Origin of the sequence: Phenylobacterium sp., from assembly GCF_031360265.1 — a bacterium.
GTDB lineage: Bacteria > Pseudomonadota > Alphaproteobacteria > Caulobacterales > Caulobacteraceae > Phenylobacterium.
On the sequence record NZ_JANMBF010000020.1, the window covers coordinates 69670 to 92202 of the forward strand.

The 22533-nt window shown below is 67.8% G+C and carries 17 protein-coding genes and 1 pseudogene; 12 read left to right on the plus strand and 6 right to left on the minus strand.

Features of this window, described 5'->3' with window-relative positions; translation table 11 throughout:
• Positions 1-27: 27 nt before the first annotated feature.
• The 3 genes and pseudogenes from RMN86_RS01785 to RMN86_RS01795 all read left to right on the plus strand — a co-directional run bounded on the left by RMN86_RS01785 (position 28) and on the right by RMN86_RS01795 (position 3142).
• Positions 28-1356, plus strand: a pseudogene (locus RMN86_RS01785) (aspartate aminotransferase family protein).
• Positions 1353-2528 carry a membrane dipeptidase gene (locus RMN86_RS01790; RefSeq protein WP_309604110.1) on the plus strand — a complete coding sequence of 392 codons (1176 nt, stop codon included), beginning with the start codon at positions 1353-1355 and terminating at the stop codon, positions 2526-2528. Before RMN86_RS01785 ends, RMN86_RS01790 begins: the two are co-directional and overlap by 4 nt.
• 92 nt (positions 2529-2620) lie before the next feature.
• Entirely contained in the window at positions 2621-3142 is a 522-nt protein-coding gene (locus RMN86_RS01795) for a DUF1993 domain-containing protein (protein ID WP_309604111.1), read from the plus strand.
• 34 nt (positions 3143-3176) lie between these two features.
• On the opposite strand, the gene RMN86_RS01800 is transcribed toward RMN86_RS01795, so the two are convergent.
• Positions 3177-3626, minus strand: a complete 450-nt coding sequence (locus tag RMN86_RS01800) for a hypothetical protein (protein WP_309604112.1) — start codon at positions 3624-3626, stop codon at positions 3177-3179.
• A gap of 223 nt (positions 3627-3849) precedes the next feature.
• Between RMN86_RS01800 and RMN86_RS01805 the strand changes: the two genes are divergently transcribed.
• Positions 3850-4389: a hypothetical protein gene (locus RMN86_RS01805; RefSeq protein ID WP_309604113.1), complete on the plus strand. Its 540-nt coding sequence runs from the start codon at positions 3850-3852 to the stop codon at positions 4387-4389.
• Between the two features lie 21 nt (positions 4390-4410).
• Here the strand turns inward: RMN86_RS01805 and RMN86_RS01810 are convergent, their stop codons facing one another.
• Positions 4411-4851 carry a hypothetical protein gene (locus RMN86_RS01810; RefSeq protein ID WP_309604114.1) on the minus strand — a complete coding sequence of 147 codons (441 nt, stop codon included), beginning with the start codon at positions 4849-4851 and terminating at the stop codon, positions 4411-4413.
• Between the two features lie 173 nt (positions 4852-5024).
• Positions 5025-5993 carry a LysR family transcriptional regulator gene (locus RMN86_RS01815; RefSeq protein ID WP_309604115.1) on the minus strand — a complete coding sequence of 323 codons (969 nt, stop codon included), beginning with the start codon at positions 5991-5993 and terminating at the stop codon, positions 5025-5027.
• 82 nt (positions 5994-6075) lie between these two features.
• Here RMN86_RS01815 and RMN86_RS01820 point away from each other — a divergent pair, with 82 nt between their 5' ends.
• The 4 genes from RMN86_RS01820 to RMN86_RS01835 all read left to right on the plus strand — a co-directional run bounded on the left by RMN86_RS01820 (position 6076) and on the right by RMN86_RS01835 (position 13234).
• Positions 6076-8493, plus strand: coding sequence for an FAD-dependent oxidoreductase (locus tag RMN86_RS01820; RefSeq protein WP_309604116.1), 2418 nt, complete (start codon positions 6076-6078; stop codon positions 8491-8493).
• A 5-nt stretch (positions 8494-8498) separates the two neighbouring features.
• Positions 8499-10937, plus strand: coding sequence for an FAD-dependent oxidoreductase (locus RMN86_RS01825; RefSeq protein ID WP_309604117.1), 2439 nt, complete (start codon positions 8499-8501; stop codon positions 10935-10937).
• 25 nt (positions 10938-10962) lie between these two features.
• Positions 10963-12207 carry an aromatic ring-hydroxylating dioxygenase subunit alpha gene (locus RMN86_RS01830; RefSeq protein WP_309604118.1) on the plus strand — a complete coding sequence of 415 codons (1245 nt, stop codon included), beginning with the start codon at positions 10963-10965 and terminating at the stop codon, positions 12205-12207.
• A 100-nt stretch (positions 12208-12307) separates the two neighbouring features.
• Positions 12308-13234: a LysR substrate-binding domain-containing protein gene (locus RMN86_RS01835; protein ID WP_309604119.1), complete on the plus strand. Its 927-nt coding sequence runs from the start codon at positions 12308-12310 to the stop codon at positions 13232-13234.
• Here the strand turns inward: RMN86_RS01835 and RMN86_RS01840 are convergent.
• Positions 13231-14739 (minus strand): aldehyde dehydrogenase family protein, encoded by a 1509-nt coding sequence (locus tag RMN86_RS01840; protein WP_309604120.1) that lies wholly within the window; start codon positions 14737-14739, stop codon positions 13231-13233. The two genes, RMN86_RS01835 and RMN86_RS01840, sit on opposite strands and share 4 nt — an antisense overlap.
• A gap of 47 nt (positions 14740-14786) precedes the next feature.
• Positions 14787-15740, minus strand: a complete 954-nt coding sequence (locus tag RMN86_RS01845) for an NAD(P)-dependent oxidoreductase (protein WP_309604121.1) — start codon at positions 15738-15740, stop codon at positions 14787-14789.
• Between the two features lie 269 nt (positions 15741-16009).
• Here RMN86_RS01845 and RMN86_RS01850 point away from each other — a divergent pair, with 269 nt between their 5' ends.
• Positions 16010-17323: a dienelactone hydrolase family protein gene (locus tag RMN86_RS01850; RefSeq protein WP_309604122.1), complete on the plus strand. Its 1314-nt coding sequence runs from the start codon at positions 16010-16012 to the stop codon at positions 17321-17323.
• A 10-nt stretch (positions 17324-17333) separates the two neighbouring features.
• Here the strand turns inward: RMN86_RS01850 and RMN86_RS01855 are convergent, their stop codons facing one another.
• Positions 17334-18299, minus strand: a complete 966-nt coding sequence (locus RMN86_RS01855; RefSeq protein ID WP_309604123.1) for a LysR substrate-binding domain-containing protein — start codon at positions 18297-18299, stop codon at positions 17334-17336.
• A gap of 163 nt (positions 18300-18462) precedes the next feature.
• On the opposite strand from RMN86_RS01855, the gene RMN86_RS01860 reads away from it, so the two are divergent.
• From RMN86_RS01860 to RMN86_RS01870, 3 genes are read left to right on the plus strand one after another with little or no spacing between them, the layout of a single operon-like run.
• A complete protein-coding gene (locus RMN86_RS01860) occupies positions 18463-19677 on the plus strand; it encodes an aromatic ring-hydroxylating dioxygenase subunit alpha (RefSeq protein ID WP_309604124.1) in 1215 nt (404 codons plus the stop codon).
• Entirely contained in the window at positions 19674-20942 is a 1269-nt protein-coding gene (locus RMN86_RS01865; RefSeq protein ID WP_309604125.1) for a cystathionine gamma-synthase family protein, read from the plus strand. Before RMN86_RS01860 ends, RMN86_RS01865 begins: the two co-directional genes overlap by 4 nt.
• A complete protein-coding gene (locus RMN86_RS01870; RefSeq protein ID WP_309604126.1) occupies positions 20942-22528 on the plus strand; it encodes an NAD(P)/FAD-dependent oxidoreductase in 1587 nt (528 codons plus the stop codon). Before RMN86_RS01865 ends, RMN86_RS01870 begins: the two co-directional genes overlap by 1 nt.
• The last annotated feature ends 5 nt before the right edge of the window (positions 22529-22533 follow it).

Below are 22533 nucleotides of genomic sequence, written 5' to 3' on the forward strand. Positions count from 1 at the left end.
TTTCCTGCATCCCCAAAGGCGGACCCCATGAACGACATCTCCAATCGCAAGAACCAGCTGGACATGGCGGCCTACTGGATGCCGTTCACGGCGAACCGCCAGTTCAAGGCCGATCCGCGGCTGTTGGTGGCGGCCAGCGGCATGTTCTATCGCACCGACGACGGTCGCGAGGTGCTGGACGGCACCGCCGGGCTCTGGTGCGTCAATGCCGGGCATGGACGGCCGGAGATCGCCGCGGCGGTCGGCCAGCAGCTGCTGGCCCTGGACTACGCGCCGTCGTTCCAGATGGGCCATCCCCTGGCCTTCGACTTCGCCACCGCTCTGGCGAAGATCGCCCCGGCCGGCCTCGACCGGATCTTCTTCACCAACTCCGGATCGGAGTCGGTGGACACCGCGCTGAAGATCGCACTCGCCTATCATCGGGCCTGCGGGCAGGGCCAGCGCACCCGGCTGATCGGCCGCGAGAAGGGCTATCACGGGGTAGGCTTTGGCGGCATTTCGGTGGGCGGCCTGGTCAACAATCGCCGCGCCTTCCTGACCCTGCCGGGCGCCGATCACCTGCGTCACACCCTCGACCCGGAGCGCAACGCCTTCTCGCGCGGCCAGCCGGCGCACGGCGCGGAACGGGCCGACGACCTGGAACGGCTGATCGCCCTGCATGGCGCGGAGACCATCGCCGCGGTGATCGTCGAGCCGGTGGTCGGCTCGGCCGGCGTGCTGCCACCGCCGGTGGGCTAACACGAGCGGCTGCGCGAGCTTTGCACCCGGCAAGGCATACTGCATATCTTCGATGAGGTGATCACCGGCTTTGGACGCCTGGGCGCGCCGTTCGCGGCCCAGTATTTCGGGGTCACGCCCGACCTGATGACCACCGCCAAGGGCCTAACCAACGGCGCCTTCCCGATGGGCGCGGTGTTCGCCAGTCGCGGCGTCCACGACGCCCTGGTGCAGGGGCCGGAAAACGCCATCGAACTGTTCCACGGCTACACCTATTCCGGTCATCCGGCGGCCTGCGCCGCGGGGCTGGCGACGCTGGAGATCTATGCGCGCGAGGGCCTGCTGACCCGCGCCGCCGAGCTTGCGCCGGTGTGGGAGGCGGCGATCCACGAGATTGCCGACTGTCCGCATGTGATCGACATCCGCAACCTGGGCCTGATGGGAGCTGTCGAACTGGCGCCCCGGCCGGGCGCGCCCGGCGCCCGCGGCTACGAGGTGATGGTCGCGGCGCTCAAGGCTGGACTGCTGGTCCGGTTCACCGGTGACACCCTGGCGTTCTCGCCGCCGCTGATCATCAGCGAGGCAGAGATCGCGCGTCTGTTTGCCACCCTGCGCACGGTGCTGGCGGACCTCAAATGAGCCTCTCGCGCCGCGAAGTGATGGCGAGCTTCGCTGCGACCTGGGGCGCCGGCCTGGCCGCCGGGCCCGCGGCGGCGCAGAAGGCCATCTTCGACGCCCAGAGCGCGGGAACCGGGCTCAGCCTCACCGAAGCCCAGATGGACGCCGGAAGGGCCTTGCTGGCGAAGCATCCGTCGGTGGACATCCACGCCCATCCGGGCCGCTTCTTCCTGCGCGACCTGACCCGCCAGAACGCCACCACCCGGGCGATGGGCGCGCCGTTCGAGGCAAGGGTCCTGGCCGCCATGGCGTCGGGCCAGGTCACCGCGGCACTGTTCAACTGCGTTTCCGACGCCGTCTTGCTGGAGCCGACCCGGTCCGGCGGGCTGGGCGCGGCCCGCGAGTTCGAACCGGGCGAGGCCTGGGCCGACTACCGCCGCCAGATCGGCGTGCTGAAGGCCCTGGTGGCGACGGGCCAGGCGGCGGCCGGACGCACGCCTGGCGAGATCGACAGGGCGCTCAAGGCCCACAGGACCGCCGCGGTGTTTGCCGTCGAGGGCGGCGACTTCATCGAAGACCGGCTCGAGCGTGTCCAGGCGGCCCATGCCGAGGGCGTTCGATCGATCACCATCGTCCACTATCATCCCAATCAGATCGGCGATCCGCAGACCGAGGCGCCGCGGTTTCCCGGCCTGACGCCGCTGGGGCGCGACATCGTGCGCGAGATGAACCGTGTCGGCGTGATCGTCGACCTGGCCCACGCCTCCTTCGGCGTCACCCGCGATGCGGTGGCGATCGCCACGCGGCCGATGATGATTTCCCACACCAACCTGAAGCGCCCCGATATCGACCATCCCCGCCTGGTCAGCGTCGAGCACGCCCGCCTGGTGACCCGGGCGGGCGGGATCGTCGGCTCGGTTCCCTCCGGCATCGGCCAGAAGACGGCGGGCGACTGGATCGTCTCGATCCTGCGGCTGATCGAGGCGGTGGGCGTCGATCATGTGGCCATCGGCACCGACATGGACGCCAATTTCAGGCCGGTGTTCGCCGACTACGCGCTGTGGCCGCTGATCCCCGCGGCCCTGCTGGCGCGCGGCCTGGGCGAAGCTGACGTCGCCAAGGTGATGGGTGGCAACTTCCTGCGCCTGATGGCCGCCGGCGCGACCTTGACGCCGGATCGCGCGCGAATTTGACGACGTCCCCTTTTTGACGACGCCCCCTGGCGCAGCGGGCCCGGCGGCGCCATCTGCTGACCTCGCGAGCCCCCTCGCCCTGGAGAACGCCCTTGTCCCTGTCGCTCTATGACGCCTCGATCTCGGTCTATCTGACGATGCTGAAGAACCTCAGCCACTTCATGGACAAGGCCCAGACCCATGCCGCCGCCGAGCACATCGAGCTCTCGACCCTCGCCGAAGCCAGTCTCGGCTTCGGGATGGGCAATTTCACCCGCCAGATTCAGTTCGCGAGCGACGCGGCCAAGAGCGGCTCCGCGCGGCTGGCCGGGGTCGAGGCGCCGGCCATGCCCGACACCGAGACCACCTTCGCGGACTTGAAGGAGCGGCTCGCCAAGACCATCGCCTTTGTCGAGAGCGTCAAGCGCGAACAGGTCGACGGCCAGGAGGGTCGCCAGGTCGTGCTGACCTTTCCCGGCCGGACCATGGAGTTCACCGGCCAGAGCTTCCTGCTGACCTTCTCGATGCCGAACTTCCTGTTCCACGTGACCACGGCCTACGCCATCCTGCGCCACCTGGGCGTGCCGCTGGGCAAGATGGACTTCCTGGCGGGCGCCCAGCAGCCGGCGTCCTGACCGTCCCGCCGTGCGCCAGGGTGAGCGTCGCGGCTCAGCCGGCCGGCAGCATGGCCACCACGGAGTTGGTCTTGGAGATGAACCGAACCCCCTTCAGGTGATCGGCGGGATAGGGTTGCCACGCGCCCTTGACCTCGATCGGGGTGACCCCCGCCGCGCTCGCGGCGGCCGGCTTGTCGGCCACGACATCGACCTCATAGACGCCATCCTTGGGCGGGCCGGCGTTGATCCGCTTGAGGAAGGCCTGATTGGTGTAGCCCGCTCCGCCGACGCTGCCCGAGACGGCCATGGTCAGGGAGCCGGCGGGGCCCGCGGCGATCGTTCCGGCGTCGACTTTGTCGATCATCTCCTGGCCGGCGTACATCTGTTGTGAGCGGGCGAGATATTTGGGGGCCGCGGGCGCCGCCACGGTCTCCGGCTTGGAGTCGCAGGCGGCCAGTCCGATCAACGCCGCCAGACTGGTGGCCACGATCACGCAACGCATAGGCATCCTCCCCGTTATGATTGGGCCGGAGTGTGCCTACGGTCGCGCTTGCGCCGCAAGCCCCGTGCGGCCGCGCGCTTCAGCGCCCGGCCAGGTCGGCGTCCGGCCTCGTCAGGGCGTCCGGGATCAGATCGCCTGGGCTACGGGACCTCTCCGGTTGGTCTGTTGCAGCGGCGTTGCAAGCGCGCCTTATTCTGGCGCATCGGCGGGGGGATAAACCGCCATGCCCAGGATCCGCGTGACGTCAGCAGCCCTTGCCCTCCTTGGACTTCTCGCCGCCGCGCCCGTCCTGGCGCAGGAGGCTCCGCAGGCGACCGCGCCGGTCGGCGTGGGCGCGGTCCCCAATATCGCCGACCAGATCGACACCTATCTGAAGACCTCGCCGGCCGTCCTGCCCAGGCCGGACACGCTGGGCGTCACGACGGGGACCGAGCCGCGCACGGTCCACGGCGTGGTGGATGTGGCGGTGGGGACGGGCGGCTATCGCAGCGCCTATCTGCGCGCCGACCTGCCGATCGGGGCCAGCAGCACGCTCAGCGTCGCGGTGCGGGAAACCCGGAGCGACGGCCGCTTCGGTCCGCGCCAACAGCAGGACCTGGGACTGAGCCTGGCGTTCGGCGAGGGCGACGGCCTCGACCCCGCCGATCCCCGCTGCCGTCCGGCCCTCGATCCGACCTTCGGCGGTCAAGTCGACCCGCGGCGCGGCGAGGTCGAACGCCTGCGTTCGTGCCGGTTCGCCGGGGCGCGAGGCCCTTCCCGTTAACGGCCATCGCGGGAGGGGCTCCTAGCGGCGCGGATCGTCACGGTTGTCGTAGCCGCGTCCGTTTCCGGTGTAGCCGCGGTAGGAATTGTTCCAGTCGTCCTGGCTCGCATGGCCCTCCTCGTGCGCCTGGTGCATCACCTCGTGCAGGCGATCGAGCCGCAGCTTGATGTCCTGGCCCTCCTGCGGGCTGAGATAGCCATCCTGCGCGCGGTAATAGGATTCGCGCTGGCGGATATTGCGCAGTTGCGAAACAAAATATCGCGCCTCGCGGCGGGTGTAGGCGCCGTCGCCGACGCTGTGCTGGATGCCCTCCAGTTCATGCTGATAGAGGGCGTCAAAGTTCTGATAGCCGCCGTAATACTGGCCGTATCCGGCGTTGTCGTCGCCATCGTGGGCGAAGGCGGGGCTGGCGACGGCGCCGATCGCGGCCGCGGCAAGCAGGGCGCCAAATAGCTTTTTCATCTGCCTATCCTTGTTGGAACGCCTTGAGGCGCGAGACCACAAGAACGCACGGGCGATGAGCTTGTTCTGAGCGGGCGGGTCAGGCGCCGTTCATGTCCCGCCCGCGTTCGGGTCGCCCACAAGGCTCCGGACGGCGTCGAGCGCCCAGCCCACCTGGCGCCGCCCCGGCAAAATCAACAGCCCGGATCCGCGGGTCCAACCCCGACGAAGGCGGCAGCGCCCACGCCAGCTTCGCCCTTCACCCAGTCCAGAAACACCCGCACTTCGCGCCGCGTCCGCTGTGGCCGGTCGGGCGCGACGACGTAGAAACTTTGCGGGTCGGCGAACGTCTGGCTGGACGGCAGAACCAGCCGGCCGGTGCGCAGATAGGCCTCCAGGAACAGCGGGTGGGTCAGCACGCAGCCGGCGTCGCTTGCCGCCAGTTCCAGCGCCGCGACCGTGGTGTCGACGGTGGGGCCGGGGATGGCGTCGATATCGCCGATCCTCAGGGTGTCGAGCGCGCCCAGCCAATGGGTCTCGTGGCCCATGATATGGATCATCTGGTGGCGCACCAGAGCCGCGAGATCGACCGACGCCAGATCGCCCGGCGCAGACGCGCGCGCCAGCAGGGCGGGACTGCAGGCGACCACCAGGTCCTGGTTGAGCAACCGCTCCGCGACATAGCCCTGGAACCGCCCATCGCCATAGCGGACCTCCAGATCGGTGGCGTCGTCCGGCGCCGCGGTGTCCCAGATCGTCGAGGACAGCCGCACCTCGATGTTGGGGTGACCCGCGAAGAACGTGGGCAGCCGCGGCGCCAGCCACAGCGCGGCGAAGGACACCGGGGCCTGCACCAGCAGGTGCACCCTGGCCCGGGCGCCGAACAGGCCGACCGTCGAGATCGCCAGGTCGTCGAACGCCTTGCGCACCGGCGCCAGATAGGCGACCCCCATGGCCGTCAGCCGCACGCCGCGCGGCTTGCGTTCGAACAGGGCAAAGCCGAGGTGCTCCTCCAGGGCGCGCACCTGGTAGCTTACCGCGGCCTGGGTCAGGTTCAGTTCCCTCGCCGCGGCGGTGAAGCTGGACGTGCGCGCCGCCGCCTCGAACGCCCGCAGCAACAGCAAGGGGGGCAGGCCGGCGAGGGGCGGGCGGGGATTGGGCATGACCGACCCATAAACCAATTGAGGTCAATCGCACGGAATTACTGATTTGTGTCGCCCCGTTGCGGACCCTTAGTCTGCCGGGATGAAGTCGCAGGCACGGGTGGTCATCGTCGGCGGCGGCATCATGGGCGCGAGCCTGCTCTATCACCTGGCGGAGCTCGGCTGGACCGACACCCTGTTGATCGAGAAGGACGAGCTGACCTCGGGCTCGACCTGGCACGCGGCCGGCCAGTGTCCGAACATCACCGGCAGCTACAACCTGGCCAAGATGCATGCCTACAGCAATCGGCTCTATCCGAAGCTGGAGGCGATCACCGGGCAGTACGTCAGCTGGCATGCGTCCGGCGGCATCCGGCTTGCGACCACCGAGCGCGAGGTCGCCTGGTTCCGCTACATCGAGGGCTACGCCAAGGCCATCGGCTTCAATATGCAGATCATCGGACCGGACGAGATCCGCCGGCTCAACCCGTTCCTGACCACCGACGGGGTGATCGCCGGCGCCCACACCACCGACGACGGCCACGCCGATCCGGCCGGCCTGTGCCACGCCCTGGCGATCGGCGCGCGCAACCTGGGCGCCAGCATCGTGCGCAAGACCCGCGTGGTCGGCATCGATCCGCTACCGGGCGGGGCGTGGCGGGTGCGCACCGATCAGGGCGACGTCACCGCCGAGATCGTCGTCAACGCCGCGGGCTGCTACGCGCGCCAGGTGGGCCAGATGGTCGGGCTCGACACCCCGATCACCAACATGGAGCACCACTATATCGTCACCGACCCGATCCCGGCCTTTGTCGAGCGCGGTGTCGAGATCCCGGTCATGCGCGACCCCTACATGTCGGGCTATTTCCGGCAGGAACAGAATAGCGGCCTGATCGGCGTCTATGAGAATCTGGGCCTGCGCGAGGCCTGGGCGCCGACGGGGGCGCCGGCGTGGGACTCCACGGCCGAGTTGTTCGCCGGCGACCTCGACCGGATCTCGTTCTGGCTGGAACGCGCAATCGAGCGGATGCCGATCTTTGGCGAAGTGGGGATTCGCCGGGTGATCAACGGCGCCATCCCCCACACCCCGGACGGTGGCCCCCTGCTGGGGCCGGCGCCGGGCCTGCGCAACTTCTGGATGTGTTGCGGTACGTCCTTCGGCATCGCCCAGGGCGGCGGGGCCGGCAAGTACCTCGCCCAGTGGATGGTCGAGGGCGACGCCGAGATCAACATGACCGAGTTCGATCCGCGCCGGTATGGCGCCTATGCGGACCAGGCCTACAGCCGCGCCAAGGTGTTCCTCGACTACCGCATGACCTTCACCACCCGCCTGCCGGGCGAGGAGGAGCCGGACGGCCGGCCGAACAAGGTCAGCCCGCTGCACGACCGGCTGGTCGCCCAGGGCGCGGTGCACACCGAGACCTTCGGCTGGGAGCGCCCGAAATGGTTCTCGCTCGACGGTCGAACGGAGGTCTCCGGCTACGGTCGGACAAATATCTTCGACGTCGTCGCCGAGGAGGTCCGCGCGGTGGCCGAGCGCGTCGGCGTCCTCGACCTGAGCGGCTTCGCCAAGTTCGATGTCTCCGGTCCCGACGCCGAGAGCTTCCTCAACCGCATCTGCGCCAACGCCATGCCTCGCAAGGCGGGCGGCATCGGCCTGGTTCACCCCCTGTCGCGCGGCGGACGGATCGCCGGCGAGATGACCGTCACCCGGTTCGCGGACGACCGGTTCTACTGCCTCTCTGCCGCGGCGGCCGAGCTGCGCGACCTGGACCTGATGACCCAGTCAATGCTGCCCGGCGAACAGGTGGCCGTGCACAACGTCACCGAGGACCGCGGCGTCCTGGTGCTCAGCGGCCCACGCTCGCGCGACCTGCTGGCGACGCTCACCGACGCCGACCTGAGCAACGCCGGGTTCCGCTGGCTGAGCGGCCAGGAGATCGACATCGCCGGCCACCCGGTCCGGGCGCTGAGGGTCAGCTATGTCGGTGAGCTGGGCTGGGAACTGCATCCGCCGATGGACGCCATGGCCCCGCTCTACGAGGCGATCTGGCAGGCCGGCCAAGCGTTCGGGATCGCCAACTACGGCCTCTACGCGGTCAACAGCATGCGGATCGAGAAGGGCTACAAGGCCTGGGGTAACGAACTGACAAATGAGCTGACCATGGTCGAATCCGACATGGGCCGGTTCATCAATTTCAAGAAGCCCGACTTCGTCGGCAAGGCCGCGACACTGAGCGCGCCCGACCGCCCGCTGCGCATCGTCTACGGCGAGCTGGACGCCGCCGGCATCGACGCGCGCGGCGCCGAGCCGGTGCTGGTGGGTGATCGCTGCATCGGGCTGACCACCTCGGGCGGCTATGGCCATCGGGTGAAGAAGAGCCTGCTGTTCGCCTGCGTCGACCCGGCGTTCGCGGCGCCGGGATCGCGGTTCGAGGTCTATGTGCAGGGCCAGCGACGCACCGCCACGGTGCTGGAGCACCCGGCCTATGACCCGGACAATCTGAAGATGAAGGTCTGATCGCCGTGGCCGCGGACCTGCCCACCCGAGCCCGTGTCGTGATCGTCGGCGGCGGGGTGATCGGCTGTTCGGTCGCCTATCACCTGGCTAAGATCGGCTGGAGCGATGTGGTCCTGCTGGAACGCAAACAGCTGACCAGCGGCACGACCTGGCACGCCGCCGGCCTGGTCGGTCAGCTGCGGCCGTCGATCAACATGACCAAGCTGGCCAAATATACGGCCGAGCTCTACCGCGGCCTGGAGGCGGAGACCGGCCAGGCCACGGGCTATCGCCAGTGCGGCTCGCTGTCGCTGGCGACCAACGTCGAGCGGTTCGAGGAACTCAAACGCAGCGCCTCGATGGCCAAGGTCTTCGACCTGCCGGTGCACGTGGTGGGCCCCGCCGAGATCAAGGCGCTCTACCCGATCGCCAGCGTCGACGACGTGGTCGGCGGGATCCACATCCCCAGCGACGGGTACGCCAACGCGGTCGACATCACCCAGGCGCTCGCCAAGGGCGCGCGCGCCGGCGGCGTGCGGATCTTCGAGAACACCAAGGTCACGGCGATCCGTCAGGACGGCGAACGGGTGACCGGCGTGGACACCGCGCAAGGCCGGATCGACGCCGACTATGTGGTGCTCTGCGGCGGCATGTGGACCCGCGATCTCGCCGCCAGCGTCGGCGTCGCCGCCCCGCTGCACGCTTGCGAACACTACTATGTGCTGTTCGAGGGCGTTGAGGGCCTGACGCCGGAATTGCCCGTGCTGCGCGACTACGACCACTGCGCCTACTACAAGTACGACGCCGGCAAGCTGCTGGTCGGGGCCTTTGAACCGCAGGCCCGGCCCTGGGGCATGGGGGGCATCTCCGAGGACTTCTGCTTCGACGAGATCGCCGGGGATTTCGCGCATTTCGAGCCGGTCCTGATCGACGCCATGCGACGCGTGCCGGCGCTGGAGACCGCCGGCCTGAAAAAGTTCTTCTGCGGCCCGGAGAGCTTCACCCCGGACGTGCGCTATCACCTGGGCGAGTCGGCCGAACTGAAGAACTGCTTCGTCGCCGCCGGTTTGAACTCCATCGGCCTGCAGTCGGCGGGCGGCGTCGGCAAGGTGATGGCCGAGTGGATCCGCGATGGCCGGCCGCCGGCCGACCTGTGGACCGTCGATGTCCGACGCAACATGCCCTTCCAGATCAATCGAAAATACCTGCGCGAGCGCGTCAGCGAGAGCCTGGGCCTGCTCTACGCCACCCATTGGCCGTTCAAGCAGTACGCCACCGCGCGCGGCGTCCGGCGCTCGGCGATCCATGACCGGGTAGCCGCCGCCGGCGCCTGCCATGGCGAGGCGTTCGGTTGGGAGCGGCCGAACTGGTACGCGCCGCCCGGGACCGCCCCGGAATACCACTACAGTTACGGCCGCCAGAACTGGTTCGAGCACAGCGCCCGCGAGCACTGCGCGGTCCGCAAGACGGTCGGCCTCTTCGACCAGTCTTCGTTCGCTAAGTTCCGGCTCGAAGGAGCCGATGCGACAGCGGTGCTCAATCAGGTCTGCGCCAATGACATCGACGTCGCCCAGGGCCGGCTGGTCTATACCCAGTGGCTGAACGAGAGCGGCGGGATCGAGGCCGATCTCACCGTCACGAGGCTCGAAGAGAACGCCTATCTGATCGTCACCGCCGCCGAGACAGAGATCCGCGATTTCAACTGGCTGAAGCGGCACATTCCGGCGGACTCACGGTGCGTGCTGACCAATGTGACCTCGGGCCTGGGGGTGATGTCGATCATGGGCCCCAACGCGCGCGCCCTGCTGCAGTCGCTGACGCCCAACGACCTGTCCGACGCCGCCTTCCCCTTCGCCACCAGCCAGCAGATCGAGCTGGGCTATGCCATCGTCCGGGCGTCGCGGATCACCTATGTCGGCGAACTCGGCTGGGAGCTGTATGTGCCCACCGAATTCATGACCGGCGTCTATGACGCCATCGTCGAGGCCGGCCCCCGGTTCGGACTGGTCCACGCCGGCTATCACGCCCTCAACTCGCTGCGCATGGAGAAGGGCTACCGCCACTGGGGCCACGACATCACCGACGAGGACACCCCGCTCGAGGCCGGCCTGGGCTTCGCGGTCAAGCTGAACAAGCCCGGCGGGTTCATCGGGCGCGAGGCGCTGGTCCGCCAGAAGGCCGAGGGACTGAAACAGCGGCTCGTGCAGTTCCGGCTGGGGTCGCCGGACCCGCTAATCTATCACAACGAGCCGATCTGGCAGGGTGAGGCGATCGTCGGCTACATCCGCTCGGGCATGTACGCCCATACGCTGGGGGCTGCCGTAGGGCTTGGCTATGTGGCGACGCCCGACGGCGCAACACCCGATCTGCAGGGCTTCGAGATCGAGATCGCCGGGGTGCGCCACCCGGCCACGGCGTCCCTGCGACCGATGTTCGATCCCGCCAATCTCCGCATCAAACAGTAGCTCTTAACTCCACAGAGGTATCGCGATGGCCGACGCCGCCGCCCCGCTCATGACCCGGCTCGCCGCCAACACCAAGGTTGGCTACAGCTTCGAGCGCGAATTCTACTGCAGCGACGAGGTGTTCGCCGCCGACATGGAACAGGTCGTCGGCCGCAAGTGGACCATGGCCGGCCATGTCGATCGCGTGCGCCAGCGCGGCGACTATTTCCTGTTCAAGATCGGCGATGAGCAGATCATCATCCTTCGCGAGAATGAGACCAGCGTAAGGGCCTATTTCAACGTCTGCCGGCATCGGGGCTCGTTGCTCTGCACCGAGGACAGCGGCCACAAGACACGGCTGACCTGCCCCTATCACGCCTGGACCTACGGCCTTGACGGCGCCCTGGTCGCGGCGCGGCTGATGCCGGAGGATTTCGCCAAGCAGGACAATGGCCTGCTGGCCTGCCACGTGCGGGTGTTCTTCGGCCTGATCTTCATCAACCTGTCCGTCGGTGAGCCCGACGATTTCGACGCCACCTTTGGCGACCTGGCCCCGTTCCTCGATTTTCACGGCCTGGAGGACGCCAAGATCGCCCACATGGCGTCCTACCCGACCACCGCCAACTGGAAGCTGGTCGTCGAGAATTTTATCGAGTGCTATCACTGCCAGCCCGCCCATCCCGAGTTCTGCTCGCTGCATCCGCCCGAGGCGCTGATCGCCTGTGGCGCGGGGCCCAGTTCCGGCCCGGCCGAGGCTGTTGCGGCGTATCAGCCGGTGCTGGAGGCCTGGGAGGCCCATGCCGCCGCCCTGGGCCGGCCGATCGGCACCGTCGACGACGGCCCGGAGTCCTCTCACCTGCGGCTGTTGATCCAGCGCACCTTGCGCGACGGCTTCGAAACCGAGACCGAAGACGGCACGGCGGCGTCCAGTCTGATGGGCAAGCGGCTGGGCTGGGACCAAGGGCGGATGCACCTGTCGTTCACACCTGTCAGCCACATCGTCGCGGACAATGACTTCGCCATCCTGTTCTTCTTCACTCCGCGCGGCCCCATGGCCACCGACGTCGATCTGATCTGGCTGGTCGACGGCAAGGCGGGCGACTACGACGTCGGCAAGATGATCTGGGCCTGGGACGCCACCACCAAACAGGACAAGGTCATCACCGAACACAATCAGGCCGGCATCCTGTCGTCGCGCTATCGACCCGGCCGGTATTCGGACCAGGAACGGCGCGTGATCACCTTCCAGCAATGGTACCTGCGCCAGTTCGGACTGGTCCGGGCGGACTGATCTCCGGGGCGGGCCGACGCCGCCGCCACCGGTAAATATATTCTACCGGTCCAGGCCACAGCTGCTAACCTGCCGCCACGGTGCGACGGGGGTGGCGCGGATGCGAAAGATCGATCTTCGAAAGCTTCCGCCACTGAAGTCCCTCAAGGGGTTCGAGGCGGCGACGCGACATCAGAGCATTCGCGAAGCGGCAGATGAGCTGTGCCTGACCCATCCCGCCATCAGTCATCAGGTGCAACTGATCGAAGAAGCGCTCGGCGTGACGCTGTTCGAGCAGAAGGGTCGCGGGATCGTCTCGACGGCTGAAGGCCGTGCGCTCTACCCCTACGTCCGTTCCGCCTTCGAACTGCTGATCGAGGGCGTCGAAGCCGCGCATCGCCAGAGCTTGGACAAGCAGTTGCGCGTGCAGACCTATGTCACGGCGTCAATTCGCTGGCTGGCCAAGCGTGTGCCACAGTTCCTGCGGGACAATCCGCAGATCAAGCTGGCCCTCAGCACCTGCGCCGTCGAATGGGAATTCGACGATATTCATGCCGATGTCGGGCTGGTCTACTACGAGGCCGATCCCGGCCCGAAATACCACTGGGCCCCGCTGTTCGAATACGCCCTCTATCCGGTCTGCAGCCCGGCGATGGCGGCCCGCGTCGGGCCGCAGGCCCAGGTCCGCGACCTGCTCGACCATCCCCTGGTGATCATCCATACCGAGGTCCGCAACTGGGAAACCTGGTTCGCCTCGGCAGGGGTGACCTTTGATCCCTCCAGCAACTATCTGGTCGTCGACACGCTGGCCGTGGCGCTGGAATTGGCGCTGAGCGGTCAGGCCATCGCGCTGGTGAATGGCCCGTTCGTCGATGATGACCTGGCCGAGGGTCGGCTCGTGCGCCCTGTGCCACACCGTCTGGTCTGCCCTGGCGAGTGGGGTCTGATCTGTCGCAAGGAGCTGCAGGAAAACCCGTCGGTGAAGACCTTCATCGACTGGATGGCGGCAAGCGCGGCCGGACCCGAGGCGCTGTCGCAAGTCGCTTAGCCGATGTTCAGCCAAGCTGACTTGGACTGGGTGTAGCCCAGCAGGCATTCCATGGATTTGTCGCGTGTGTTGCCGGATTGCTTGTAGCCGCCGAACGGCTGGGTCATGTCGCCGTCGCCGAAACAGTTGACCCAGACGACGCCGGCCTCCAGCGCCTTGACCATCCGGTGCGCCCGGCTGACATCCTGCGTCCAGACACTGGCGGCGAGGCCGTAGATGGACTGGTTGGCGACCTGGATGGCCTGGGCTTCGTCGCCGACCTTCAGGACCAGAGCCAGCGGGCCGAAGACTTCCTCCTGGGCGATGGCCATCTCCGGGCGGACATCGGTGAACAGCGTCGGCGCCACATAGGCCCCCCCAGGAAATTCGGCGACGTCGCCGCCGCCAAGCGCCAGCCGGGCGCCCTCGGCCTGGCCCCGCGCCACCCACTGCAGCACGCTGGCCTGCCGGGCGCGCGAGGCGGTGGGGCCCAGGGTCGTCAGCGGATCGAGGGGATCGCCCGCGCGGTAGAGTTCGCCCGCGCGGCGGGTGAATCTTTCGACAAAGACGTCGTGGATCTCGGCGTGGACCAGGAGCCGGGAGCCGGCGTTGCAGACTTGGCCCGCGTTGTCGAAAATCCCCCGGACCGCGGCGTCGACCGCCCGATCAAGATCGGCCAGATCCGGCAGGAAGATCTGCGGACTCTTGCCGCCGGTTTCCAGGCTGACCCGCTTGAGATTGGACTGGCCGGCATAGATCAGCAGCTGCTTGCCGACCGCTGTCGATCCGGTGAAGCTGATCTTCGCCACGTCCGGGTGCAGCGCGAGCGCCCGGCCAGCGGTCTGTCCGGGACCGTTGACCACATTGAACACGCCCGCGGGACCGCCGGCTTCCATGAACAGTTCCGCCAGTTTCAGGCAGCTCAGCGGCGCGAGCTCGGCGGGTTTCAGGACCACGCAGTTGCCCGCCGCAAGCGCCGGGGCGACCTTCCAGGTCGCCATCAGCAGCGGATAATTCCAGGCTGAGATCGCGCCCACCACGCCCAGAGGCTCGCGCGAGACATAGTGCAGGGCCTCGTGCGGCGAATTGCTCACCACGCCGGCCAGCTTGTCGATGCACTCGCCGAAGTAGCGGATGGTCACCACGGCCTCGGGGATGTCGAGGGTCAGCGCGTCGGTGATCGGCTTGCCCATCGGCAGGCAGTCCAACAGCGCCAGATCCACTGCATTGGCCGCCACCAGATCGGCGAAGCGGCTGAACACCGCCATGCGGTCACGCGGCGTCATCCGCCGCCAGCGGCCGTCGTCCCATGCGGCCCTGGCGCTGGCGACCGCACGGTCGATGTCGTGCGCCCCGCCGCTGGCGACCTCGGCGACGAGGTTGCCCGTCGCGGGGTTGATCACCGCCAGCGTCGCCCCGTCTGCGGCCGGGACGCTCGCGCCGTCGATGAACAGGCCCGTGGGGATCCGCAGAGCGCGCGCGGCAGCGAGCCAGCCCTGGTGGGTCGATGGCGTCGGCGAGGTCATGGGCGCACTCTCGATGCGGTCGTGCCGGGAAGGCTGGCGCTCAGGACTCAACGTTTCGGGACGACTTCGTAGCCGGGTTCCTCGGGCTCGTCATCGACCATCTCGGCCGGGAAACCCTGGCCGAGGACCTTCACCCCGCAGGGCTCCTCGAGACGGCGGATGATGTTCGGGGAATGCTCGCGCGGGCCATAGCGCGCCTGGCCGTCCTTGAAGATATTGAGCACCAGCGGAGAGATTTCCAGGGGCACATTGTGATCCTGCGCCAGCTGATCGAACAGGCCGACATCCTTGATCACCAGGTCCATGGTGAAGTTGATGTCCCGGCTGCCGTTGAGGATGACCTGGGACTCGGTCTCGTGGACGAAGGAATTGCCGGACGAAATGCGGATCGCCTCATAGGCGGTGTTCATGTCCATGTCGGCGACCTTGCAGACGGTCAGCGCCTCGGCCAGGGCGGCCAGGTGGACGGTGCACAGATAGTTGGTCACCACCTTGAGCCTTGAGGCTGTGCCCAGCGGGCCGGTGTGCAGGATGCGCCGGCCCATCGTGGCGAGGATCGGAAAGACCGTCTCGAAGGCGTCGCGACTGCCCCCCGCGAAGATGGCGATGTTACCGGTATCGGCCCTGTGGCAACCGCCCGAGACCGGGCAGTCCATCATCATGCCGCCCCGCGCCGCGACCCGTTCGCCCAGTCGCAGCACCTCGGTGTGATCGGTGGTGCTCATCTCGAGCCAGACCTGGCCGGGGCGAAGGACCTGGAGAAAACCGTCGGCGCCTTCCGCGACCGCGGCGCTGGCGGCCGGCGAGGGCAGGCAGGTGATGATGATATCGACCTTAGCGGCGAGATCTCGCGGCGAATTGGCGCGCGCCGCGCCGAGGCGTTCAAACGCCAGGACGAGGTCATCGTTGAGGTCCCTGACCACAACCTCGTGGCCGTTTCGCAGGAGGCTGCCGGCCAGCTTGCCACCGACGTTGCCGAGACCGATGAATCCAATTTTCATTGAAACATGAACGCCATTCAAAATGCTGATCTGAAGCCAGGGCGCCGCCAGCAGAGAAGAACCTGGAGCATCGCCTACGAGCCTGAAGAAACTAGGGAAATTGCACGGACGCCGACAACTGAAAATTTTGCGGCTATCGTCAAATTTTTTGCAGTCTCGAACGCGCCGGCAGTGCGAGTAATGACTCTGACGGCCGACGCAGTTCGAGCGGCCAAGCCGTCAACCCCGCCCTTGACTTGCCCGCTGGCGACGCCCCCTGGAGACCCATCATGCTGAGGTTCTGGCTGCCGCTCGTCGCCGCGATCTGGGTCGCGGGAGCCGCCGTGGCCGGCGAGCCGCTGAGCCGGCCGGGCATCGATGCGCCGGACCTCGCGCGCCTCGGGCCCCACGCGGTCGGACTCAAGTCCACCGTCCTGATCGACGGCACTCAGCCGGATCTCGCGCTGCCGGGATTGACCGGAACCGCCCAGCCGTCAGGGCGCCGCGTGCTTCCGATTGACATCTGGTACCCTGCCAAGGCGCGCGCAGGCGCCAGGCCGGTCAGCTATGCCGACGCCTTGCCGGGCGAGCCGCCGCTTGGACCGGCTCCGTTCACGGTCAAGGGCCTGGCGGTGCGCGACGCCAGCCCGGATGGCGGCCGCTATCCCCTGGTCATCGTCTCCCATGGCTACAGTGGGACCCCGGCGGCGATGACCTGGCTGACCGAGAACCTGGCGTCCAAGGGCTATGTGGTCGCCGCGATCCATCACCGCGATCCGGACATCAGCGACGCCTCAAAAGCCGGCCAGCCGATGCTGCGGCGGCCGCTGGACATAGCCTTTGTCGCCAGGACGCTGCAGGCTGAGGCGAGAACGGGGCGATTGCCCGGGGTCGATCCGGACCGGGTGGCGGTGATCGGCTATTCGATGGGCGGCTACGGCGCCCTGACCGTGGCCGGCGCGGCGCTGAGTCCGACCGGGCGGGCGGCGCGCGCGGTTCCGGGCGGCTATCTGCAACCCTATCTGCGGGGCGGCCCCAGGGTGTCGGACCTGCGTATCGCTGGGCTGAAGGCTGTCGCGGTGATGGCGCCGGCGGGCGGCGGGTCCGCGTTCAACGCCTGGGGCGCGGAGGGTCTGGCCGAGCTCAGGACCCCGCTGCTGGTGATCGGCGGTGATCGGGACCGGACGGTCGGCTTCAACGACGGCGTGCGCACCGTCTACGAACAGGCGGTGCATGCGGACCGCTATCTGCTGGTGTTCCAGAACGGCGGCCACAACATCGGCATGAACGCCGCGCCGGCCGGGATGCGCAACCGGCTCTGGGATCTGGACTGGTTCGAAGATCCCGTCTGGAGCAAGGACCGGACGGCCGCGATCCAGCAGCATATGATCACCGCCTTCCTCGACCTGTGGGTCAAGGGTGACCAGAGCCGGGCCGCCTATCTGACCACCGACGTGCCGATCTCCAATGACGCGAAATGGCCGTCCGGCGGACCCTCCGGCTATGCCGCCATCAGTCCGGGCGGTCCCGGCGCGCCCTGGAAGGGCTTTCCGCGCAACCATGCGGTCGGCCTGGAACTGCACCATGCGCCGGCAGCGCCCTGAGGTTGTGGCGTCAGACCGTCGCTGAAGCCTCCATGGACGCCAGGGTCCGGTTTTCCGCCGCGAACCGGGCCAGGAACCAGCTGCGGAACACCGCGATGGCCGGGTCGCCGAGGTCTTCGGCGTGGAACTTCAGATAGTAGCCGAATCCGTCCTCCATCACCGACTCAAAGGGCCGCACCAGGCGACCCTGGGTGATCTCCTTGGCGAACATGTCGATGTCGGCCAGGGCTACGCCGCCGTCGGACATGGCGTACTGCATCGCCGAGATCGCGGTGTCGAACGCGGGGCCGCGCTCGGCGTTCACCGGCAGTCCGAAATGGCGGGCGAACATCGACCACAGCAAGCTGCGCGGCTCGCTGTCGAGCTTCACATGCAGCAGTTCGGTTTCGGCCAGGAACTCAGCCAGCGTCTTGCCTTCCGCCGCCCTGGCCACCGCCGGGGAACAGACCGGCGAGACCCGGACCATCCACAGGAGGTCGGTGACCCGATCATCCATGACCGGCCGGTCGTAGACGATGGCCACGTCGATTTCCTGATCCGGCAGGCCGGTCACGTGGGATGACGAAACGTCGAGCAGCACATCGGGAAATTCACGGCGAAACTCGCGCAACATCGGCAAGGCCATCTGCTGCAGCAGGGACGGCGGCATGTGGACGCGCAGGGTCCGCCCGCCGGTCTCGCCGTTGCGCACCGCGTTGAGCGCCTGTTCCAGCCGGTCAAAGGACTTTCGCACCACCGGCAACAGGGCGGCGCCGGCCTCGGTCAGCGCCAGCCGGTGGGGTTTTCGCTCCAGCAGTTGACAGCCGAGCAGGCCCTCCAGGCTGATGACGTGGCGGCTTAGCGCGCTTTGCGACACATGCAGGGCCTGGGCGCCGGCCGTGAAACTCAGATGCTGGCCGACCGCGTCGAAAGCCCGCAGCGCATTCAGGGGAAGCCACCGCCGATTGATCCTGTTGGTCCTTGTCGCATCGCCCATCCGTCCTCCGCCCCCGGCGCTCACGGCCGATCCTGGACCGGCCGACTGTGGCCCTCCGCCCCGCCGACTGAAAGGGAAGAAATATCGAATAGACACATGATCAATTGCGATGTGCCGGGTTGCTTAGCGCGTGCCATGGTTCCCGTGAAATCCTGGAGAGATCATGGGCAGATTGCGGTCGATAGAGGCGATGCTCAAGGCGCGCAAGCCAGGACATAGCCTTCCGCAAGGGCTCTATAACGACCCGCAGACTTACGAATTCGATCTGCGGGCGATCTTTGCCCGGTCCTGGCTGATGGCTGGCTTCGAGATCGAACTGCCGAAGCCGGGGAGCTATATGGCCCTGACCGTCGGGCCGTGGCCGGTGCTGCTGACCCGTGATCGATCAGGCCGTCTGCACGCATTCCACAACACCTGCCGGCATCGCGGCGCGCAGATCTGTCCGGACGGCAAGGGCGCTGCGGCCAGACTGGTCTGTCCCTATCATCGCTGGGCTTATGAGTTGTCGGGTGAGCTTGCCCACGCCAGCCGCATGCCGGCGGATTTCGATCCCGCGCGCCGAAGCCTGGGGCCGATCCATATCGAGACCCTGGCGGGGACCATCTATATCTGCCTGGCCGATGACCCCCCGGACTTCGCGCCGTTCCGCGAGGCTTTCGCGCCGCTGCTCGCCCCGCATGACCTGGCCAACGCCAAGGTCGCCTTCGAATGCACACTGGTCGAGAAGGGCAACTGGAAGCTGGTGATCGAGAACGCGCGGGAGTGCTACCACTGCCCAACAGGGCATCCGGAGCTGTCTGTGGCGTTTCCCACCGGAGCGTCAGCCCATTTCGATCCCGATGAAGAGGGCCGGACCGAGGCGTTCAACACCCGGATCGCCGCGCTTGGCCTGGAGATCGGACCGGTGGAAGGCGCGTGGTGGCAGGCGATCCGCTTTCCCCTCAACGAAGGCTGCGTCTCCATGACCCCGGACGGCAAGCCATCGGTGGCCAAGCTGATGTGTCCGACCGGCGATGGCGACATCGGTTCGCTGCGCTGGGCGGTGGAGCCCAACAGTTTCTGTCACGCCACCGGCGACTTCCTGTTCATGTTCTCGGCCATGCCGACCGCCCCGCAAGAGACCGTGGTCACCGCCAAGTGGCTGGTCCACAAGGACGCGGTCGAGGGCCGCGACTACGACGTCGAACGGCTGATCGCGCTTTGGAACGGCACGAATTTCCAGGATCGGGATCTGGTGGAAAATAACCAGAAGGGCGTCAACAGTCCCGGCTATCGACCCGGCCCCTATTCCCCGGACGCCGAGTCGCTGTTGATGCGCTTTGTCGACTGGTACTGCGTTCGGGCGCAGGCGTTCATCGACGAGGCTGGGCCAGTATGAGCGACAAGACCGGGCTGCATCTGGAAACCCTGGCCATCAGTCACGGCTATGATCCCCAGTCGGGGCAAGGCGCCGCCAAGCCGCCGATCTACGCGACCTCCACCTTCGTCTATCGCTCGGCCCAGCAGGCCAAGGACATTCACGAAGCCTTCTTCGACGGCCCGGAATCGGCCGGTGCGCGGCGCCTGGCCGGAGAGCCCCAGGCCTACATCTACGGCCGGCTGGGGCATCCGAACCTGACCATGGTCGAGGCGCGGCTGGCGGCGCTTGACGGCGCCGAGGACTCCGCGGCGTTCAACAGCGGGATGGCGGCGATCTCGACGATCCTGTTCGCCCTGCTCCGGCCCGGCGACAGCCTTGTCCACAGCCGCCCCTTCTATGGCGGCGCCGACAACCTGATCCACAATGTGCTGTCGGGGTTCGGGGTCAACGCCTTCGACTTTGCCGACGGCCTTGCCGAAGTGTCGATCCAGGACGCCCTGGATCGCGCCGCGGCCCGGGGTCCGGTGACGGTGATCTGGATCGAGAGCCCGGCCAACCCCACTGCCGCGCTTGTCGATATCGCCCTGGTCGTACGTCTGGCCCGCGCGCTTGGCGAGCGGCAGGGGCGCCAGCCGATCGTCGCGGTCGACAACACCTTCCTGGGGCCGCTGTTGCAGTCGCCTCTGGCGCACGGCGCCGACCTCTGCATGACCTCGCTGACCAAATATTGCGGCGGCCATTCTGACCTCCTGGCCGGCGGGGTTTCCGGGTCGGCCGATCTCATCGCCAGGCTGAAGACCCTGCGGACGCTCAAGGGCGCCCATCTGGACGCCCAGACCGCCTGGCTGTTGCTGCGCTCGTTCGAGACGCTGCCGGTCCGCACGGAGCGGGCCTGCGACAACGCGTTGAAGATTGCCACCTATCTGCGCGACCATCCCAAGGTGCGCGGCGTGACCTATGTGGGATTCCGCGACGAACCGGCCGCGCTTGCGGTTCGCGCGCGCCAATGCCGCGGGACCGGTTCGACGTTTTCCGTGCGCCTGAAGGGTGGCGAGGCCGAGTGCTTCCGAATGCTCGACCGGCTGAAGGTCCTGCGCCTTGCCGTGAGCCTCGGCGGAACCGAGACCCTGATCTGCCACCCTGCCACCACCACCCACTACGCCGTGCCCCGCGAGACCCGGGAAGCCTCCGGCATCGATGACGCGACCCTGCGGCTGTCCGTCGGGTTGGAGCATCCCGATGACCTGATCGCCGATCTCAAACAGGCGCTGGACGCCGCCTGATGGCTGGCGCGCCCATGGCGGATCCCCATGCGCTGAACGGAAAACTGCCGCGCCCGGACCGCACGGTCGAGGTCCTGGTGATCGGCGCGGGGCCAGCCGGCATCGCGGCGGCCATCGAGGCGGCGAAGCGGGGCGCCCAGGTGCTGCTGGTGGACGAGAACCCGGTTTCGGCGAGCCTGATGGGCCTCGATACGCCGCTCTACTTCGGGGGTCGCATGACGCCGGCCGTGCAGCGACAGGCGCGGATGATCGAACAGCTCCTGGCGGCCAGTCCCGATCTGGAGATCGCCATGGAACTGGGCGTCGAGGTGGCGCTTGGAACCTACGCCTGGGGCGCGTTTGTCAACGGGCCGGGGCTGGGAACCCTGCCCGAACCGGTGGTGGGGCTGGCCGACGAGGACCGCGCCTGGATGGTCGGCTTTGGCAAGCTGATCCTGGCCACCGGCGCCCGCGACATCGCGCTGTCCTTCGCCGGCTGGGATCTTCCGGGCGTGATGGGCGCCAATGGCCTGGCCTCGTTGCTGGACCGATACGACGCCTTCTCGGGTAGCAGGATCGTGGTTCTCGGGTCGGGGGACCTTGGCCTGGAGACCGCGCGGCGCGCCCTGGACCGGGGCCTCGAGGTCGCCGCGATCATCGAGGTTCGCGACGCTGTGCAGGGAAACCCGGCCGCCGCGGCGGATCTGCGCGCGCGCGGTGTCGAAATCCTCACCGGCCAGGTGATCCATCGCGCCCACGGCGGCCTCGACGGCGTGGGGCGGGTCGATGTGGGGCCGGTGGCCGGACCGGTCCGGTCGATCGAGTGTGACACGGTCTGTCTTGCGGTGGGTCTGGTCCCGGCAATCGAACTGCTGAACGTGCTGGGCGGGGCCTTGAGCCTGGACAGCGGCCGGGGTGGACATGCGCCGGTCACGCACGACGGCGTGACCACATCGCTGCCGGACATCTACGTCGCCGGCGACTGCTCGGGACTGGCTGGAAGTGGACCTGAAGGCGCTGCGCGCGCGACCGCGCAAGGGGTCGCCGCGGCGCGGACCGCGCTGGGCCAGGCCACGATGCCGCTGGCCGCCGCCCCGGCGTCGGACAGCCTCGGATATCAATTGGACTGGATGCGCGCGCTGATCGCCGTCTCCTCTGACACGGTGATCGTCTGTCAGTGCGAGGAGGTCTCCCGCGGCGACCTGCTCGGTGTCCAGCCGCCGCGCTATCTCGACCGGCCCGCTCGGATGGCCGCGCGCGACATCCACAGCCTGAACGCCGATGGGCCGGTCAATCAGGACCAGATCAAGCGGCTGACGCGAGCCTGCATGGGCGCGTGCCAGGCGCGCCGGTGCCGTGAACAGGTTGCCCTCATCCTGGCGCTGGCCACCCAGTCGCCGGTCGATGCGATCCCGCTGGCCGGTTTCCGTGCGCCCGTTCGGCCGCTGCCCCTGAAGGTGCTGGCCGATTGGAACGAAGCCGCCGCCATGGGCGAGGGCTGGGACGTCTGGTTCGGCATCCCCAGCCAGTGGGTGCCTTACCAGGACATCGGATCCGACCGCGAGGCCATGCACATCGCGGTCCTCGGCGGCGACATGCATCTGTGATGCGC